Source organism: Streptomyces telluris, assembly GCF_024519335.1.
GTDB lineage: Bacteria > Actinomycetota > Actinomycetes > Streptomycetales > Streptomycetaceae > Streptomyces > Streptomyces telluris.
Genome location: NZ_JANIID010000014.1, coordinates 1 through 16226 on the forward strand (window position 1 = coordinate 1; position 16226 = coordinate 16226).

18 protein-coding genes are annotated in these 16226 nt (G+C 71.2%); 6 read left to right on the forward strand and 12 right to left on the reverse strand.

Annotated elements, in window-relative coordinates; translation table 11 throughout:
- Positions 1-330: 330 nt before the first annotated feature.
- Entirely contained in the window at positions 331-1017 is a 687-nt protein-coding gene (locus tag NQU55_RS16730; protein ID WP_168093580.1) for a DNA-3-methyladenine glycosylase, read from the reverse strand.
- A gap of 83 nt (positions 1018-1100) precedes the next feature.
- On the opposite strand from NQU55_RS16730, the gene NQU55_RS16735 reads away from it, so the two are divergent.
- A complete protein-coding gene (locus NQU55_RS16735) occupies positions 1101-1883 on the forward strand; it encodes a sporulation protein (RefSeq protein ID WP_168093579.1) in 783 nt (260 codons plus the stop codon).
- Positions 1884-1929: 46 nt separating this feature from the next.
- On the opposite strand, the gene NQU55_RS16740 is transcribed toward NQU55_RS16735, so the two are convergent.
- Together NQU55_RS16740 and NQU55_RS16745 are read right to left on the reverse strand one after the other, a co-directional pair.
- Complete coding sequence (locus tag NQU55_RS16740) at positions 1930-2361, reverse strand: barstar family protein (protein WP_168093578.1); 432 nt, start codon at positions 2359-2361, stop codon at positions 1930-1932.
- Positions 2358-2825: a guanyl-specific ribonuclease gene (locus NQU55_RS16745; protein WP_256790785.1), complete on the reverse strand. Its 468-nt coding sequence runs from the start codon at positions 2823-2825 to the stop codon at positions 2358-2360. The genes NQU55_RS16740 and NQU55_RS16745 overlap by 4 nt, the downstream gene beginning before the upstream one ends.
- Before the next feature lie 94 nt (positions 2826-2919).
- Between NQU55_RS16745 and NQU55_RS16750 the strand changes: the two genes are divergently transcribed.
- On the forward strand, positions 2920-3459 hold the full coding sequence (locus NQU55_RS16750; RefSeq protein WP_168093577.1) for a YbhB/YbcL family Raf kinase inhibitor-like protein: 540 nt from the start codon (positions 2920-2922) through the stop codon (positions 3457-3459).
- Positions 3460-3891: 432 nt separating this feature from the next.
- The gene (locus NQU55_RS16755; protein WP_168093576.1) at positions 3892-4386 is read left to right on the forward strand and encodes an HNH endonuclease; all 495 of its coding nucleotides are present in this window, start codon (positions 3892-3894) and stop codon (positions 4384-4386) included.
- Here NQU55_RS16755 and NQU55_RS16760 read toward each other — a convergent pair.
- The 4 genes from NQU55_RS16760 to NQU55_RS16775 form a co-directional block, all read right to left on the reverse strand.
- Positions 4383-5153 (reverse strand): sulfite exporter TauE/SafE family protein, encoded by a 771-nt coding sequence (locus NQU55_RS16760; protein ID WP_168093583.1) that lies wholly within the window; start codon positions 5151-5153, stop codon positions 4383-4385. The two genes, NQU55_RS16755 and NQU55_RS16760, sit on opposite strands and share 4 nt — an antisense overlap.
- Positions 5154-5237: 84 nt before the next feature.
- Entirely contained in the window at positions 5238-6182 is a 945-nt protein-coding gene (locus NQU55_RS16765; RefSeq protein WP_168093575.1) for an SPFH domain-containing protein, read from the reverse strand.
- 158 nt (positions 6183-6340) lie between these two features.
- Positions 6341-6763: an NfeD family protein gene (locus tag NQU55_RS16770; RefSeq protein ID WP_256790786.1), complete on the reverse strand. Its 423-nt coding sequence runs from the start codon at positions 6761-6763 to the stop codon at positions 6341-6343.
- A gap of 70 nt (positions 6764-6833) precedes the next feature.
- A complete protein-coding gene (locus NQU55_RS16775) occupies positions 6834-7643 on the reverse strand; it encodes an ABC transporter ATP-binding protein (protein ID WP_058045023.1) in 810 nt (269 codons plus the stop codon).
- A gap of 90 nt (positions 7644-7733) precedes the next feature.
- On the opposite strand from NQU55_RS16775, the gene NQU55_RS16780 reads away from it, so the two are divergent.
- Positions 7734-8540 carry an Rv1486c family protein gene (locus tag NQU55_RS16780; protein WP_168093574.1) on the forward strand — a complete coding sequence of 269 codons (807 nt, stop codon included), beginning with the start codon at positions 7734-7736 and terminating at the stop codon, positions 8538-8540.
- A 95-nt stretch (positions 8541-8635) separates the two neighbouring features.
- Here NQU55_RS16780 and NQU55_RS36505 read toward each other — a convergent pair whose 3' ends face one another.
- The 4 genes from NQU55_RS36505 to NQU55_RS16800 all read right to left on the reverse strand — a co-directional run bounded on the left by NQU55_RS36505 (position 8636) and on the right by NQU55_RS16800 (position 11502).
- Positions 8636-9103, reverse strand: a complete 468-nt coding sequence (locus NQU55_RS36505) for a chaplin (RefSeq protein ID WP_168093573.1) — start codon at positions 9101-9103, stop codon at positions 8636-8638.
- Between the two features lie 180 nt (positions 9104-9283).
- Entirely contained in the window at positions 9284-9520 is a 237-nt protein-coding gene (locus tag NQU55_RS16790) for a chaplin (protein WP_168093572.1), read from the reverse strand.
- A gap of 163 nt (positions 9521-9683) precedes the next feature.
- Positions 9684-10331, reverse strand: coding sequence for a response regulator (locus NQU55_RS16795; protein ID WP_168093571.1), 648 nt, complete (start codon positions 10329-10331; stop codon positions 9684-9686).
- Positions 10324-11502 carry a GAF domain-containing sensor histidine kinase gene (locus NQU55_RS16800; RefSeq protein WP_168093570.1) on the reverse strand — a complete coding sequence of 393 codons (1179 nt, stop codon included), beginning with the start codon at positions 11500-11502 and terminating at the stop codon, positions 10324-10326. The genes NQU55_RS16795 and NQU55_RS16800 overlap by 8 nt, the downstream gene beginning before the upstream one ends.
- Positions 11503-11623: 121 nt before the next feature.
- On the opposite strand from NQU55_RS16800, the gene NQU55_RS16805 reads away from it, so the two are divergent.
- Positions 11624-12322 carry a nitroreductase family protein gene (locus tag NQU55_RS16805; protein WP_206329468.1) on the forward strand — a complete coding sequence of 233 codons (699 nt, stop codon included), beginning with the start codon at positions 11624-11626 and terminating at the stop codon, positions 12320-12322.
- A 337-nt stretch (positions 12323-12659) separates the two neighbouring features.
- Entirely contained in the window at positions 12660-13370 is a 711-nt protein-coding gene (locus tag NQU55_RS16810; protein WP_168093569.1) for a transglycosylase SLT domain-containing protein, read from the forward strand.
- Positions 13371-13457: 87 nt separating this feature from the next.
- Here the strand turns inward: NQU55_RS16810 and NQU55_RS16815 are convergent, their stop codons facing one another.
- A complete protein-coding gene (locus NQU55_RS16815; protein ID WP_256790787.1) occupies positions 13458-16064 on the reverse strand; it encodes an ABC transporter ATP-binding protein/permease in 2607 nt (868 codons plus the stop codon).
- Positions 16065-16226: the final 162 nt, after the last annotated feature.

The window sequence follows — 16226 nt, forward strand, 5'->3', positions numbered from 1 at the left end:
GGAACGGACGCTTCCTTTGTACTCACCCTCTCGGGCTTTCCTCCGGGCGCTTCCCTTCGGTATTTCGTGTTCCGACTCTATCAGATCGTTTTCCGTGCCGTTCCCGGCTCGAATTCGTTTTCCGATCCCCTGTCGGCGGGGTGTTCACTACTTTAGCGGCTCTTCCCGTCGGCTCCTAATCGAGCCGATCGTCGTCATATTTCGGCACAGCAAAATATGACCCCGATCCGGGGTGACCTCGTAGTAGTGATTGTGCCGCCCACCGGTCCGTGCACACGGCACGTCCGTCTCAAGCGGCTCGGGCTACGTTAGGTCCTCGGCGTCCGGGAGTCAAGCACCGGCCTGTCGGGCCGTCCTGCCCGGCCCTCCCTCGCCGCGTCCTCCGCGGTGTCGCGGCACGTGGGCGCGGTACGGGCTGACCGTCGGGTCGCCGTCCGCCCAGAAGCGCCACGGGTGAACGGCCCCCTCGCCGCCCACGCCCGTGCGCGGGCCGTTGCGGATGCGGTCCGGGGAGACGGGGTGGCCGGCGAGGACGGCGAGCGGGGCGCCGGGGCCTGCACAGACGTCTGTGCCGTTCAGGCTGCGGTCGACACTCAGTGCCGTGGCCAGGCGGGCGGGGCCCTGCGCCAGCTCCCGGTCCTTGCGCGCCTTGGGGCGGCGTGCCCGGGCCAGGTCCTGCCCCTTGATCACTTCGCCCGCCCTGAGGAGGACGCCGCTCGCGGTGCCCTCCTCCCCGCAGACGAGGTTGAGGCTGAACCACATGCCGTAGATGAAGTAGACATACGCGTGCCCCGGCGGTCCGAACATCGAGGCATTGCGCTCGGTCCGGCCGCGGTAGGCGTGGGAGCCGGGGTCCGCTTCGCCCGCGTATGCCTCGACCTCTGTGATGCGGACCTCGATCGGTCCGTCGGATGTCGTACGGACGAGCGTCCGGCCCAGCAGCTCGGGGGCGACCTCGAGCACGGGACGGTCGAAGAAGTCGCGGGCGATTGGCATACGGTCAGGCGCGGCGATCATGCCGATCGAGCGTAACGGACAAGAACGGAAGGACTCGCTCCGAATCAGTGGGGGCGCGGGTCCGGTAGGGAGAGGTCGCGGTCATGGGGTTCAAGAAGCTGCTGGCGAGCCTGGGCGCCGGGGGCGCCTCGGTGGAGACGGTGCTGTTCGAGGAGAACGTCGTCCCCGGCGGCATCGTCCAGGGCGAGGTGCGGATCCAGGGCGGTTCCGTCGCGCAGGAGATCCAGGGGCTCTCCATCGGGCTGCAGGCCCGGGTGGAGGTCGAGGGCGACGACAGCGAGTACAAGCAGGACGTCGAGTTCACCCGCATGCAGCTGGGCGGGGCGTTCGAGGTGCAGGCCGGTGCGGTGCACTCGGTGCCGTTCGGGCTGGAGATCCCGTGGGAGACGCCGGTCACCACCTTCCTGGGGCGGCACCTGACGGGCATGGACGTCGGGGTCACGACGCACCTGGCCATCGCCCGCGCCGTGGACTCCGGCGACCTCGATCCGGTGAATGTGCACCCGCTGCCGGCGCAGCAGGCGATCCTGGACGCGTTCGGGCAGCTGGGCTTCGCCTTCAAGGGCGCGGACCTGGAGCGGGGGCAGATCCGGGGGACGCGCCAGCAGCTGCCCTTCTACCAGGAGATCGAGTTCCGCGCCCCGTCGCAGTACCGGGGGCTGAACGAGGTCGAGCTGTCGTTCGTCGCGGACGACCGCGAGATGGACGTGGTGCTGGAGATGGACAAGAAGCCGGGGCTGTTCTCCGAGGGCAGCGACACCTACCGGTCGTTCACGGTCGACCTGCACGCGTACGGGCAGACGGACTGGGCGGCGTACCTCAACCAGTGGTTGGCGGAGGTCGGCGGCCGGCGCAACTGGCTCTGACGGTCACGCCCGGGCCGGCCGCGGCGCACCGCCCGTCTCCCACGGGTCACCCCAGCAGGACCGCCAGCGGTGTCTCCGCCTCGGCCCAGTAGTCGACGGCGTCGCCGAAGACCGCCTCCGCCGTGCGGGCGTCCTTCGGCGAGGCCTTGCGGAAGGCCGTCCACTCCTCGGCGAGGACCAGGTAGCCGCGTGCCTTGCCTTCCTCGCGCCACCAGGAGAGGTCGGTGAGGCAGTCGGCGAGGGCGTCCCAGTTGCGGCCGAACCACTCGGGGAACTCCAGGTCGCCGGCGCACCGCTCCAGGAAGGCCGTCTTTGTGGTGACCCCGCCGAGGTGCAGGGTGGCCCCGCGCCACTCGGCCTCGGCGGCGAGCGACACGACGCGGGCGGTGGTGTCGGCGGGCGGGAGCCGGTAGACGCCGGGCGGGGTCGTGCCGAGGAGGAGTCCGGTGAGTCCGGGGGCGGGCAGCAGGTCGGTCATGGCTGTACCACCGCTTCGAAGGTCTGGTAGTGGTCGCTGGTGTAGTAGCGCTCGGCGTGGTTGCCGGTGATGATGCGGCGGGCGCCGCGGTTGCGGGCGCCGGGCGTGGGGACGGTGTACTCGTGGTAGTAGCCACGGGTCTGCTTCGGCAGCCGGTTCTCGTAGTTGCCGAAGACGGTGCCGTCCTTGTCGTACGGGAAGGGCCCGCCCTTGTCGATGAGGTCGAGGGTCTTGCGGGCCTCGGGCGGCAGCTTCTCCCGCGAGACGGTCTTCATGCCGTGCGCCCACGAGGGTGCGGGCGGCGCGGCGGTCGAGGCGCCGCCGCCCCCGCCCTTCTTGCCGCTGCCGGCGTCGGAGGAGGAGCAGCCGGGCAGGAGGAGCAGGGGGAGGGCGGCGAGGAGGACGGTCAGGGTGCGCAGGGCGCGGCCGGCGGGTCGTCCGATGGGGCCAAACTGTCGAAGCACGCTTCGTATGGTCTCAGCCGCGGCCCCTGAGGGCTCGTTAGGCTGGCGTCTTCAGTGTTCCGCAGCATTCCCGGGCGTTACAGGAGGCGCAGAGGTGTCCGAGCAGAAGCGACGGCCGCTCCCCCACGATTTCCATCCGCCGGTGCCGTCGTTCACAGTGGTGAGCGATGACCTGACGGACGGTGGGACGCTCGGCCGGGATCAGGTCCACAGCGGTGGGAACCGCTCTCCGCAGCTGCGCTGGGAGGGCTTCCCCGCGGACACGAAGAGCTTCGCGGTGACGTGCTACGACCCGGACGCGCCGACGGGCAGCGGGTTCTGGCACTGGGTGCTGTTCGACATCCCGGCGTCGGTGACGGAGCTTCCGGCGGGCGCGGGCGGCGGGGACATGAAGGGGCTGCCGGCGGGCGCGGTGCACGCGCGCAACGACTACGGCACGCGGGACTTCGGCGGTGCCGCTCCGCCGCCCGGGGACGGGTCGCACCGCTACGTGTTCACGGTGTACGCGGTGGATCAGGAGAAGCTCGGTCCGGACGCGGACGCCTCGCCGGCGGTGGTGGGCTTCCACCTGCGGTTCCACGCGCTGGGACGGGCCCAGTTGATCGGTGAGTACGAGGCGCCGGCCGCGGGCTGAGGCTCCTGCGCGGGTCCGTCGCACGTGCTGCGCGGGCCCGTACCGGCGTGGTGCGACCGGAAAATCCGTTGCGCCCCGCCGCCCTTGAATCGCACAGTGGTGCATGGCTGACGGCCCCGCATGGCCGTCGGGCAGTGGACACCGCAGTGGCGGGGGCGGCGGGGCGCGGTTGCGCCCGCGGTCTGCCGGAGCCGGGCTGCGTGCCGGGCGACCGCGTCCGCTGCCGTACGCTCCGGGCCCGTGTTCGTCACGGGGGAAGGGCCCGGAGCGTTGCCCCCTTTTCCGGCCCCCGCCTTCTCCCTGCCCGCTTCATCGGCCTTCACTTCCAACTCCCCTTCACCGCACCGAAATTGCGTTGTCCGCTGCGCAACCGCCCCGGCACAGTTGAGCCATCTCGCCGCTGGGGCGGGGGTGATCCGGGAGGTGGCCGGGATGCGGGAGACGTTGGTCCTCAATGCGAGCTTCGAGCCGCTGGCGACGGTGTCGCTGCGGCGTGCGGTGGTGCTCGTGCTGCAGGGCAAGGCCGTGGTCGAGCAGGCCCGTCCCGGGCGCCGGGTGCGGGGCACCGCGGTCGACGTACCCGCACCGCAGGTGATCAGGCTCTGCCGGTACGTCCGGGTGCCGTTCCGAAGACGGGCGCCCTGGTCTCGGAGGGGGGTGCTGGTGCGGGACAGGCACCGGTGCGCGTACTGCGGGCGGCGGGCCACGACCGTGGACCACGTCGTGCCCCGGTCGCGCGGCGGCGAGGACAGCTGGCTGAATACGGTCGCGGCCTGCGCGGAGGACAACCACCGCAAGGCGGACCGGACGCCGGAGCAGGCGGGGATGCCGCTGCTGAGCCTGCCGTTCGAGCCCACTCCGGCGGAGTCGCTGCTGCTGGCGACGGGGGCGTACGGCGCCCCCGTCCGGCGCGGCTCGGCGGCCTAGCGCAGCAGCATCTGCACGATGGCCACGACGCCCACGGCGACGATGACGCCGCGCAGCGCCGTGGGCGAGAGGCGGCGGCCCACCTTGGCGCCTATCTGCCCGCCGAGGGTGGAGCCGGCGGCGACGAGCAGGGCGGCGGTCCAGTCGACGTGGGCGACGCAGACGAAGACGAGTGCGGCGACGCCGTTGACGATGACGGCCAGGAGGTTCTTGAGGGCGTTGATGCGCTGGAGGTCCTCGCGCAGGAGCAGGCCCATGAGGGAGAGGTAGAGGACACCCTGGGCCGCGCCGAAGTAGCCGCCGTAGGCGCTGGCGAAGAGCAGGCCGGTGAGGAGGGCGGGGCCGCCGTCGCTGCGCTCGCCTTCGGTGCCGTTGCGTTCGCGGCGGCGGGCCAGGGCTTTGGCGAGCCGGGGCTGGAGGACGACGAGGACCAGCGCGATGCCGATGAGGGCGGGCACGATGGCGTCGAACGCCTTCGAGGGCAGGGCGAGCAGCAGGACGGCTCCGGCGAGGCCGCCGACGAGGGCGGTGAGGCCGAGGCGGACGGCGCGGGCGCGCTGGCCGCGGAGTTCACGCCGGTAGCCGAGGGTGCCGCTGATGTTGCCGGTGACCAGGCCGATGGTGTTGGAGACGTTGGCGGTCACCGGCGGCAGGCCGACGGCCAGGAGCACCGGGAAGGTGAACAGGGTGCCCGAGCCGACGATGGTGTTGATGGTGCCCGCGCCGATGCCGGCGGCGAAGACCGCGAGTGCTTCCCAGATGGACAAGGCCATCTCCTTCATGATCAGGGTGTCGCCTCCCCGCCGTGGAAGGTCGAGGGGCCTTGCTGATCATGCAGGAGAGGACGGCCGTCAGTCGATGCCGGGCTGCTCCCGGCGCGGGGATTCCTTGGGGGACCGGGGGGACTTGGGGGCGCCGCCCATGGGGCCGAGGTTGCCGACGGCGCCGCTCAGGCCCTTGAGGGCGTCGCCGATCTCGCTGGGCACGATCCAGAGCTTGTTGGCGTCGCCTTCGGCGATCTTCGGGAGCATCTGGAGGTACTGGTAGGCGAGGAGCTTCTCGTCGGCGTCTCCGGCGTGGATGGACTCGAAGACCGTACGGATGGCCTGGGCCTCGCCCTCGGCGCGCAGGGCGGCGGCCCGGGCCTCGCCCTCGGCGCGCAGGATCGCGGACTGCTTCTCGCCCTCGGCGGTGAGGATCTGCGACTGGCGGATGCCCTCGGCGGTGAGGATCGCGGCGCGCTTGTCACGGTCGGCGCGCATCTGCTTCTCCATCGAGTCCTGGATGGAGGTCGGGGGCTCGATGGCCTTGAGCTCGACGCGGTTGACGCGGATGCCCCACTTGCCGGTGGCCTCGTCGAGGACGCCGCGGAGGGCGGCGTTGATCTCCTCGCGGGAGGTGAGGGTCCGCTCCAGGTCCATGCCGCCGATGATGTTGCGCAGGGTGGTGACGGTGAGCTGCTCGATGGCCTGGATGAAGCTGGAGACCTCGTAGGTGGCGGCGCGGGCGTCGGTCACCTGGTAGTAGATGACCGTGTCGATGTTGACGACCAGGTTGTCCTGGGTGATCACCGGCTGCGGGGGGAACGGCACGACCTGCTCGCGCAGGTCGATGCGGTTGCGGATGGAGTCGATGAAGGGGACGACGATGTTCAGGCCGGCGTTGAGGGTGCGGGTGTAGCGGCCGAAGCGCTCCACGATGGCGGCGCTGGCCTGCGGAATGACCTGCACCGTCTTCATGAGGGCGATGAAGACGAGCACCACCAAGATGATCAGGACGATGATGATCGGTTCCATCGGGGCTCCCCGTGCCTCTGGTCGTTGATCGGGTGGACCGGGTTGATCCAGTTCGAGTCTTTCAGAACGCGGTGCCGCCGTGCAGGCGTTGACCGCACTTCACGGACATCGCTTCGGCGGACACCGCCGTCTCGGACACGGCCGTCACGGGCACCGCGTCACATCACCACGGCCGTGGCGCCCTCGATCTCGACGACGTCGACGTGCTCGCCGGCCTCGAAGGTGCGCTCGGAGTCGAGGGCGCGGGCCGACCAGATCTCGCCGGCGAGCTTGATCCGGCCGCCGCTGCCGTCGACCCGCTCCAGGACGACGGCCTGCCGCCCCTTGAGGGCCTCCACGCCGCTGGCCAGCTCGGGCCGCTGGGCGCGGTGCCGCATGGCGACCGGGCGCACGACGGCGATGAGGGCCACCGAGACGGCGGCGAAGACGACGAACTGCGCGACGGTGCCCGCACCGAGCGCATTGGTCACGGCGGCGGCGACGGCGCCGAGAGCGAGCATGCCGAACTCGGGCATCGCGGTCACCACCAGCGGGATGCCCAGTCCGACGGCGGCCACCAGCCACCACACCCATGTGTCCACATGGTCATGGTAGGCGCGGTGACCGCCCCCGGGACAGGGTGCCCGGGGAGCCGGGCGCCCTGGTTGCGGGTCAGGAGAGCGGCAGGCCCTGGGCCGTCCAGCGGTCGCCCCGGCGCTCGACGACCAGCGGGAGGCCGAAGCAGTGGGAGAGGTTGCGGGAGGTGAGCTCCAGCTCGACGGGGCCGGCGGCCAGCACCTTGCCCTGACGGATCATCAGGACGTGGGTGAAGCCCGCGGGGATCTCCTCGACGTGGTGGGTGACCATGATCATCGAGGGGGCGAGCGGGTCGCGGGCGAGCCGGCCGAGACGGCGCACGAGGTCCTCGCGACCGCCGAGGTCGAGACCCGCGGCGGGCTCGTCGAGGAGCAGCAGCTCGGGGTCGGTCATCATCGCGCGGGCGATGAGGGTGCGCTTGCGCTCGCCCTCGGAGAGGGTGCCGAACTTGCGGTCCAGCAGGTCCGTCATGCCGAGGACGTCGAGGAAGGCGCGGGCGCGCTGCTCGTCGACCTCCTCGTAGCTCTCCTGCCAGGTGGCCGTCATGCCGTAGGCGGCGGTGAGGACGGTCTCCAGGACGGTCTGGCTGCGCGGCAGCTTGTCGGCGAGGGCGATGCCCGCCACGCCGATGCGCGGGCGCAGCTCGAAGACGTCGACCGCGCCGAGCTTCTCGCCCAGGACCTTGACCGTGCCCGTGGTCGGGAAGAGGTAGCTGGAGGCGACATTCAGGAGGGTGGTCTTGCCGGCGCCGTTGGGGCCGAGGATGACCCAGCGCTCCCCCTCCTTGACCGACCAGGAGACCTGGTCCACCAGAGCCCGGCCCTCGCGGACCACGGATACGTCCACCAGTTCCAGCACTTCGCTCATGAGCGCGTTGTCTCCCATTGCAGTCTCGTCGTCGCGGCGCCGGTAAGCGCAGCCCCCAGGGAAAACCTACGCCACCCGCCGGGGACACCAGTCCTTAGGCTGGTGGCCATGCTCGATGAACATCGCTCAGGACGGCTCACCGCGTGGGGAAATGCCCTCATTGCCGGGTTTGCCGCACCTGATGACGCCGCGCACCAGATCACCGGGGATGACGCCGTCCACCGCGTCGTGGGCCTTCCCGGTGAATCCGGACCCGTCGGCCTGACGCTCGCCCTCGGCCGGCTGCGGGCGCTGGGGGCCACCGGACTGCGCCTCGCCCTGCCCGCCCCCGGCCACCCGCTGGGCCTCAGCGGCCCGCCGGAGTTCAATGCCCGCGCCCTGGAGGCCGGGGAGGCGGTCGTCGCCACGGGCGCCGCGCTGGGGCTCGTACCGGAGGTGTACGAGGCCGGGCCGGAGGGCGACGTGCACGTCGAGGTCGTCTGGCACTGCCTGCCCGTACGGGACGCGCCGCCGGCCGACGTGCCCTCTCTCGGGGAGGCCGAGCGGGAGCTCGCGGAGGCCCTGCGGGAGGCCACGGAGGTGCTCACGCGGCTGGACGTGGCGGGCTCGGGACCGGTGGCGCAGGCAGCACTGGAGGCGTACCGGGCGCGGGCCGAGCGCGGGCGCGAGGTGCTGGCACCGGGGTATCCGCCGCGGGCCGTGCGCGTGCTGGAGCTGGCGCAGCGCGTGGGGGCGCTGATCACGATCGCCCACGAGCCGGGGGACGGCGGGGGCCGTGAGCACGGGGCCGCGGTGAGCGCGTCGGAGATAGCGGCGCGGGCGCAGGCGCTGCGGCCGGTGGAGCGGACGGCCCGGCGGGCCCAGGTGGCCGCGTACAACGCGATCGTCGAGGAGCGGGCCCGCAAGCGGCACTGAGGCGGTCACCGCCGGCCGTACGGAAAGTGCGCAGAGCGCGGGAAGGCCCCGCGGTCCCAGAGGTCCGCGAGGCCTTCCCGTTGCGCCGGTACGGGTCAGTGACGCCCGTCGTGGCCACCCCAGTGGCCGTTGTGGCCATTGTGACCGTTGTGGCCGTCGTGCCGGTCGTGGCCGTTCCAGTGGCCGCCGTCGTGGCCGTGCTTGTCGTGGTGACCGCGGTGCTCGTGGTAGCTGCGGTGCTCGTCCCAGCCACCGCTGGCGTTGACGCAGGTGTTCCCGAAGGTCGGGTTCAGCAGGCCGATCAGAATGTCGATGGTGTTGCCGCAGACGTTCAGCGGCACCTGCACCGGGATCTGGATGACGTTGCCGGAGACGACGCCCGGGGAGCCCTTGGCGACGCCGTTGGCGACGGCGCCACCCGGGTGGTGACGGTGCTCGTGAACCTGGCGGTCGCTGTGGTCGTGGCGGTCACCACGGTCGTGAGCGGACGCGACGCCCACGGTGGAACCGACGGCGAGCCCCGTGACCGCCAGGGCGAGAGCGGCTTTCTTGGCACTGTTCATGGTGAGGGTCTTCCTTCTGCTGACGTTCTCGGCGGCCCCAGCCGCGGGGTCGCGTAGTGATGAACGCCAGCGCACCGCCGATGGCACGGCCATCGGCGGTGTTGCCCTCGTTCGGACGATTGCTCGCCCGCGCCTGCCCGGGCTATGCAGGGCGCGCCGGGCAGGCGGGATGCACCGGTATTACTTGTTGACGCAGAGGTTGCCGGCGGCGGGGTTGAGCACGCCCACCACGCTGATGGTGTTGCCGCAGACGTTGGCGGCGACCTTGACCGGAACCTGGACGACGTTGCCGGAGACGACACCCGGGGAGTTCTGCGCCTTGCCGTCGGCCTGGTGCGCGGAAGCGGCACCGGCACCGGCGAGGGCGAGACCGCCGGCGGCGATGGTGATGACTGCGGCCTTCTTCATGTTCTTCACTCTTCTTATGACCTTCCTAGGGCGTTGCCACGGCCAGCCGCCGCGGTACGCCATGGAGAACGGGCCGCGGCCATTCGGGTTGCGGGGCCGGGGCGACCACCACACGGTCGTATGAATCTCTGATCAGAACGCGACGTTCCGCTTTGCCGCGGGCCCGTGCCGGTCAGGCTCCGATCCCATGTCGGACGGCCCACAGCGCCGCCTGCGTCCGGTCGGCGAGATCCAGCTTCATCAGAATGTTCGACACGTGGGTCTTGACGGTCTTCTCCGAGAGCACCAGCGCACGGGCGATCTCCCGGTTCGAACGGCCGTCCGCGATCAGCGCCAGCACCTCCCGCTCCCGCTCCGTCAGCGCGTTGCCCCGTCCCTGGCCGCCGCCCCCGGCCTCCTCCTGCGACAGCAGCGCCCCGGCCACCTCGGGCTGCAGCAGGACGTGGCCCGCGTGCACCGAGCGGATCGCGCCCGCCAGGGCGTCGGGGTCCACGTCCTTGTAGACGTAGCCCGCCGCCCCCGCGCGCAGGGCCGGGATGACCGTGCGCTGCTCGGTGAAGCTCGTCACGATCAGCACCCGGGCCGGGTTCTCCAGCTCCCGCAGCCGGCGCAGCGCCTCGATCCCGTCGGTCCCGGGCATCTTCACGTCCATGAGGACGACGTCCGGGCGCAGCTCCTCCGTGCGCTCGACGCCCTCGGCGCCGTCCGCCGCCTCCCCCACCACCTCGATGTCGTCCTGGACCTCCAGGAAGGTGCGCAGGCCCCTGCGGACCACCTGGTGGTCGTCCACCAGCACCACACGGATCACGCCCTCAGCCACCAGGCACCTCCATCTCGATCGCGGTGCCCATCCCGGGCTCCGAGGTAACGGTCAGAATGCCGCCGACGCCGCTCGCGCGGTCCCGCATCGACACGAGGCCGAGGTGGCGCCCGGCCCGGCGGACGGCCTCGGGCTCGAAGCCGCAGCCGTCGTCGGCGACGCACAGCGCCGCGCCCTGGCCCACCCGGGTGAGGGTGACCTGGACGCGGCCCGCTCCGGAGTGGCGCAGGGCGTTGTGCAGGGCCTCCTGGGCCACGCGCAGCAGGGCCTCCTCCTGGGCGGCCGGCAGGGCCCGTACGCCGTGGGAGGCGAAGGTGACCTTGGCCGTGTGGGCCCGGTCGAGGACCTGGATCTGGGTGCGCAGGGTCGCGACGAGGCCGTCCTCGTCCAGCCCTGCGGGCCGCAGCTCCACGACCGCGGCCCGCAGCTCGTCGGTGGCCTCCGCGGCGAGCCGGGCGGCCTCGTGCAGCTCCTCCTTGGCGCGGGCGGGGTCGCGGTCGACGAGCGCGGCGGCGGCCTGGGCGGTCAGCCGCAGCGAGAAGAGCTTCTGGGCGACGGCGTCGTGCAGCTCGTGCGAGAGGCGGGCGCGCTCCTCGGCGATGGTCAGCTCGCGGCTGCGCTCGTAGAGGCGGGCGTTGGTGAGGGCTATGGCCGCGTGCTGGGCGAGGACGCTCAGCAGTTCCTCGTCCTCCGCGGTGAAGCCGCAGGTGGGCCCGGCCTCCTCCAGGCCGCACGGCGGCTCGCCGGTGCGGGCGGGGCGCTTCTTGTTCGCGAGGAAGAGCGCGCCGAGGACCTCGTCGCCGTCCGCGACCGGCATGCCGATGAAGTCGCGCATGTCGGGGTGGGCGGCGGGCCAGCCGCCGAAGCGGGGGTCCGAGCGGACGTCGGCGAGGCGCTCGGGGGTCGCGTGCTGGATCATCGCGGCGAGGACGCCGTGCTGCCGGGGCAAGGGGCCGATGGCCTTCCACTGCTCGTCGCTGACGCCGTCGACGACGAACTGGGCGAAGCCGCCGTGGTCGTCCGGGACGCCGAGCGCCGCGTACCGGGCGTCCAGCAGTTCCCGGGCGGAGACGACGATCGTCTTGAGGACGTCGTGCACCTGCAGGTGTCTGCTCATGGCGAGGAGTGCGGTGCTCACTGCGGTGAGGCCGGAGCGGGGGCCGGTGGTCATGGCATCACCGTACCGAGGGGTCTGACCAGGCGGATCGGGCCGCCGACGGCTCGGGACTGGTTCGCAAGCCCTAGGCCGGTGGTCCGGTTGCCCGCAACCGGGTAGCGGGCATGTACTTGCCATGTCTATACCAACCCAGTGGACGCCCACCCACGGCGACGCCTACCGGCCCGTGCCCTACCGGCCCCCTCGGATGCCCGTCCAGGAGTCCCTCGCCCGTGCCGCCGAGCTGCGCGAGCGGATGGACGGGCGGCGGACGGTGCGGCAGTTCTCCGCCGATCCGGTGCCGGAGCAGGTGGTCCGGGACGCCATCGCGTGCGCGGCCACCGCGCCCTCCGGGGCGCACCAGCAGCCGTGGACCTTCGTCCTGGTGAAAGACCCCGGGGTGCGGCGGCGCATCCGAGCCGCCGCGGAGGAAGAGGAGCAGCTCTCGTACGCGGGCCGGCTGGGCGAGGAGTGGCTGGCGGCCCTGCGGCCGCTGGGCACGGACGAGGTCAAGCCGCACCTGACGGACGCGCCCGCGCTGATCGTGGTCTTCCAGCAGCGGTACTGGCTCGGCGAGGGCGGGGAGAAGCGCAAGCACTACTACGTGGACGAGTCGGTCGGCATCGCGGTGGGGATGCTGCTGTCCGCGCTGCACCTGTCGGGGCTCGCCGCCCTGGTGCACACGCCGAGCCCGATGCGTTTCCTGTCCGAGGCGCTGGGCCGTCCGGTGAACGAGAAGGCCTTCGCGGTGATCCCCGTGGGCTATCCGGCGGACGACTGCCAGGTGCCGGACCTGGTGCGCAAGAGCCTGGATCAGGTGCTGGTGGAGGTCTGAGCCAGGGACGGCACGCTGTGTGCGGAACCGGTCGCACCGGGCGACGGGAGCGCTCGCCCGGTGTGACCCCGCGCATAGGACGCACGTCACCTACGACCCCGCCTAGTGGGCGCATAAAACCGGCGTAAGCGGGTGGCAGGGGCCCTTTTGACCTTCCCTTTGCCACTCCCCGCCGAACCCTCGGCAACGAAGCCGGGTAGTACGTCACCCCTTTGCCACAGCATTTTGCGGCCGCTAAGAATTCTCCCGTCGCACGGCGCCGTCGATCGAGACGCGGCGCTCATTCGCGCCGCTCCGGGCCACTGCGACTTCGTGCGATCGGAAGGTTCACCTCAGCATGCGCTCCCCCATCTCTGGTTATAGCCGCCTGTCCAAGATCCAGAAGTTCTCCGCCGCCGGCGTCGCTGCCGCGGGCGTCGCCGCTCTGACGTTCGCCGCGATACCCGGCTCCGCCGACGCGGAGAAGCAGCCCATCGCCGTCAAGCCCGTCGCGTGGACCGCCGAGGCCTTCGGCGTCCAGGAGCAGCAGGAGCAGATCGGCAAGCAGGCCGACAACGCCGCCAAGCAGGCGAAGGCCCAGGCCGAGGCCAAGAAGAAGGCGGACGCCGAGGCCGCCGCCAAGGCGAAGGCCGACAAGGAGCGCGCCGAGAAGGAGGCCGCGAGCCGTTCCCAGGAGCGCAAGCCGGTCCAGGCCGCGCCCGCCCCGGCTCCGGCCCCGAAGACCTACGCCAACAACCTCGACGGCTGGATCAAGGAAGCCCTCGACGTCATGAAGGCCAAGGGCATCCCGGGTTCCTACAACGGCATCTACCGCAACATCATGCGGGAGTCGACCGGTAACCCGAAGGCCATCAACCTCTGGGACTCCAACGCCGCCAAGGGCATCCCCTCCAAGGGCCTGCTCCAGGTGATCGACCCGACCTTCAAGGCGTACCACGTCGAGGGCACGTCCTGGGACATCTACGACCCGGTCGCCAACATCACCGCCGCGTGCAACTACGCGTGGAAGGTCTACGGCTCGATGGACAACGTGAACTCCGCCTACTAAGGGCGAGAGCGCGGACAGCGACGTACGCCGAAGGGCGGCACCCGGTGCGGGTGCCGCCCTTCGGCGTGTGCGGGACGGAGCGCGGGACTACTTGCGCATGACCTCCGGCTCGTGACGGCGCAGCAAACGTGCGACTGCGAAGCCACAGGCGATGCCGATGACGAGCAGGGCCACGATGTCGATCGACCACTGGGTGGCGGTGTGCTCCCAGAGCGGGTCGAGCTTGGGGGGCCTGCTCTTGTCGAACGGGGCCATGATGTGCGAGAGGTCGAGCGTGGTGCCGACGCCGGCGATGGCCCAGCGGGCCGGCATCAGCCAGGCGAACTGCTCGATGCCCGGCGAGTCGTAGATCTTGAACAGGATGCCGGTGAAGACGACCTGGACGATCGCGAACATGACCAGCAGCGGCATGGTCTTCTCGGCGGTCTTCACCAGCGCGGAGATGACCAGGCCGATCATCATGCAGGTGAAGCCCAGGGCGATGATCACCAGGCAGAGCTCGAGGGCGGGCGCCGCCTTGAAGACCAGGCCGTTCTCCGGCAGCTTGCGGACCGAGAAGCCGATGGCGCAGATGAGGGCGCCCTGCACCGCGGTGATCAGGCCGAGGACGACCACCTTGGACATCAGGTACGCGGAGCGGGACAGGCCGACGGCCCTCTCCCGTTCGTAGATCACCCGTTCCTTGATCAGCTCACGGACGGAGTTTGCCGCGCCGGAGAAGCACATGCCGACCGCGAGGATCAGCATGATCGTGCCGGCGTCCTGGTTGAAGTGGCCCTTGCTGGCCGGCCCGAGGCCGAAGTCGGACGGGATCACCGTGCTGACTCCGCCGAGGACGGCCGGCAGGAGCAGCATCAGGGCCATGAAGCCGCGGTCCGAGGCGATGACGGAGGCGTAGCGGCGCATCAGCGTCCACAGCTGGGAGCCCCAGCTCTGGGCCTTCGGCGGGCGCACCATCTGCGGCTGGACGTGGACCGACTGCGGGGCGACGGCGTCGATGTCGGCCGCGTACATCTGGTAGTGCTGCGAGCCGCGCCAGCGGCCCGACCAGTCGTAGTCGCGGTAGTTCTCGAAGGCCGAGAAGACGTCCGCCCAGGTCTCGTAGCCGAAGAAGTTGAGCGCTTCCTCCGGGGGGCCGAAGTAGGCGACGGAACCGCCGGGGGCCATGACGAGCAGCTTGTCGCAGAGGGCGAGCTCGGCGACGGAGTGGGTGACCACCAGGACGGTGCGGCCGTCGTCCGCGAGGCCGCGCAGCAGCTGCATGACGTCGCGGTCCATGCCCGGGTCGAGGCCGGAGGTCGGCTCGTCCAGGAAGATCAGCGAGGGCTTGGTCAGCAGCTCCAGGGCCACCGAGACGCGCTTGCGCTGGCCGCCGGAGAGGGCGGTGACCTTCTTGTCCTTGTGGATGTCGAGCTTGAGCTCGCGCAGCACCTCGTCTATCCGGGCCTCGCGCTCGGAGGCCGCGGTGTCACCGGGGAAGCGGAGCTTCGCGGCGTAGCGCAGCGCCTTCCGGACGGTGAGCTCCTTGTGCAGGATGTCGTCCTGCGGGACGAGGCCGATGCGCTGGCGCAGCTCGGCGAACTGCTTGTAGAGGTTCCGGTTGTCGTAGAGGACGTCGCCCTCGTTGGCGGGCCGGTAGCCGGTGAGCGCCTTGAGGAGGGTGGACTTTCCGGAGCCGGAGGGGCCGATGACGGCGATCAGCGACTTCTCGGGGACGCCGAAGGAGACGTCCTTGAGGATCTGCTTGCCGCCGTCGACGGTGACCGTCAGGTGGCGGGCGGAGAAGGAGACGTCGCCGGTGTCGACGAACTCCTCCAGCCGGTCGCCGACCAGGCGGAAGGTGGAGTGACCGACACCGACGATGTCGTTGGGGCCGATGATCTGCTGGCGGACCGGCTGACCGTTGACGTAGGTGCCGTTGTGGCTGCCGAGGTCGACGATCTCGAAGCGGCCGTCGCCGGTGGAGCGGAACTCGGCGTGGTGCCGGGAGACCTGGAGGTCGGAGACGACCAGCTCGTTCTCCAGGGCACGACCGATGCGCATCGTGCCGCGGCCGACGGCCATCTGGTGGAAGCTGGTCGGGCTGCGGTCGCCGTAGACGGGCGGGGCGCCGCCCTGCGAGGGCGGGCCGCCGTGCGCCGGGGGCTGGTGCGCGCCGGGTCCCGGCTGCTGGGGGACGTACGGCTGCTGCTGGGGCTGCTGCCAGCCGCCGGGCTGCTGGTGCTGCTGCGGCTGCTGGTACTGCCCCTGCTGCTGCCAGGCGCCGGGCTGCTGGTGCTGCGGCGGCTGGTGCGGCGTGTGCTGCGGCGGAGCCTGGTGCAGCGGCGCGGCCATGGCGGTCTGCGCGCTGTAGAGGTCCGCGGCGGGGACGCCGGCACCGGCGCCGGCGGCACCGGCGCTCAGGTTCAGCCGCGGGCCGTCCGTCGCGTTGCCCAGGTGCACCGTCGAGCCGGGGCCGATCTCCATGTGGTGGATCCGCTGGCCCTGCACGTACGTGCCGTTGGTGCTGCCGTGGTCCTCGATGACCCAACTGCGGCCCTCCCACCGTACGGTGGCGTGCCGCCACGAGACGCGGGCGTCCTGCAGCACCATGTCACCCTGCGGATCCCGCCCGAGGGTGTAGGACCTGGACGGATCGAGCGTCCAGGTCTGTCCATTCAATTCCAGTACGAGTTCCGGCACTCCATGCCCCACTACTTGTCCCCCGATGAGCCCCCTGCATCAGGGAGTCTAGGGATGGCGAACATCGGGAGGAACTATTTCAGGCACAGTCCCCGAACCGAAAGTCGGGGATTGCCGCGACCGTGTAACAGGCGCCGTTGACCGATCCGAAACATACCCGGAGAGTGGTTACCG

Coding starts and splice junctions, on each gene's coding strand:
- NQU55_RS16730 (WP_168093580.1), bottom strand. CDS start 1,017: ATGATCGCCGCGCCTGACCGTATGCCAATCGCCCGCGACTTCTTCGAC.
- NQU55_RS16735 (WP_168093579.1), top strand. CDS start 1,101: ATGGGGTTCAAGAAGCTGCTGGCGAGCCTGGGCGCCGGGGGCGCCTCG.
- NQU55_RS16740 (WP_168093578.1), bottom strand. CDS start 2,361: ATGACCGACCTGCTGCCCGCCCCCGGACTCACCGGACTCCTCCTCGGC.
- NQU55_RS16755 (WP_168093576.1), top strand. CDS start 3,892: ATGCGGGAGACGTTGGTCCTCAATGCGAGCTTCGAGCCGCTGGCGACG.
- NQU55_RS16765 (WP_168093575.1), bottom strand. CDS start 6,182: ATGGAACCGATCATCATCGTCCTGATCATCTTGGTGGTGCTCGTCTTC.
- NQU55_RS16775 (WP_058045023.1), bottom strand. CDS start 7,643: ATGGGAGACAACGCGCTCATGAGCGAAGTGCTGGAACTGGTGGACGTA.
- NQU55_RS16780 (WP_168093574.1), top strand. CDS start 7,734: ATGCTCGATGAACATCGCTCAGGACGGCTCACCGCGTGGGGAAATGCC.
- NQU55_RS36505 (WP_168093573.1), bottom strand. CDS start 9,103: ATGAACAGTGCCAAGAAAGCCGCTCTCGCCCTGGCGGTCACGGGGCTC.
- NQU55_RS16800 (WP_168093570.1), bottom strand. CDS start 11,502: ATGACCACCGGCCCCCGCTCCGGCCTCACCGCAGTGAGCACCGCACTC.
- NQU55_RS16805 (WP_206329468.1), top strand. CDS start 11,624: ATGTCTATACCAACCCAGTGGACGCCCACCCACGGCGACGCCTACCGG.
- NQU55_RS16810 (WP_168093569.1), top strand. CDS start 12,660: ATGCGCTCCCCCATCTCTGGTTATAGCCGCCTGTCCAAGATCCAGAAG.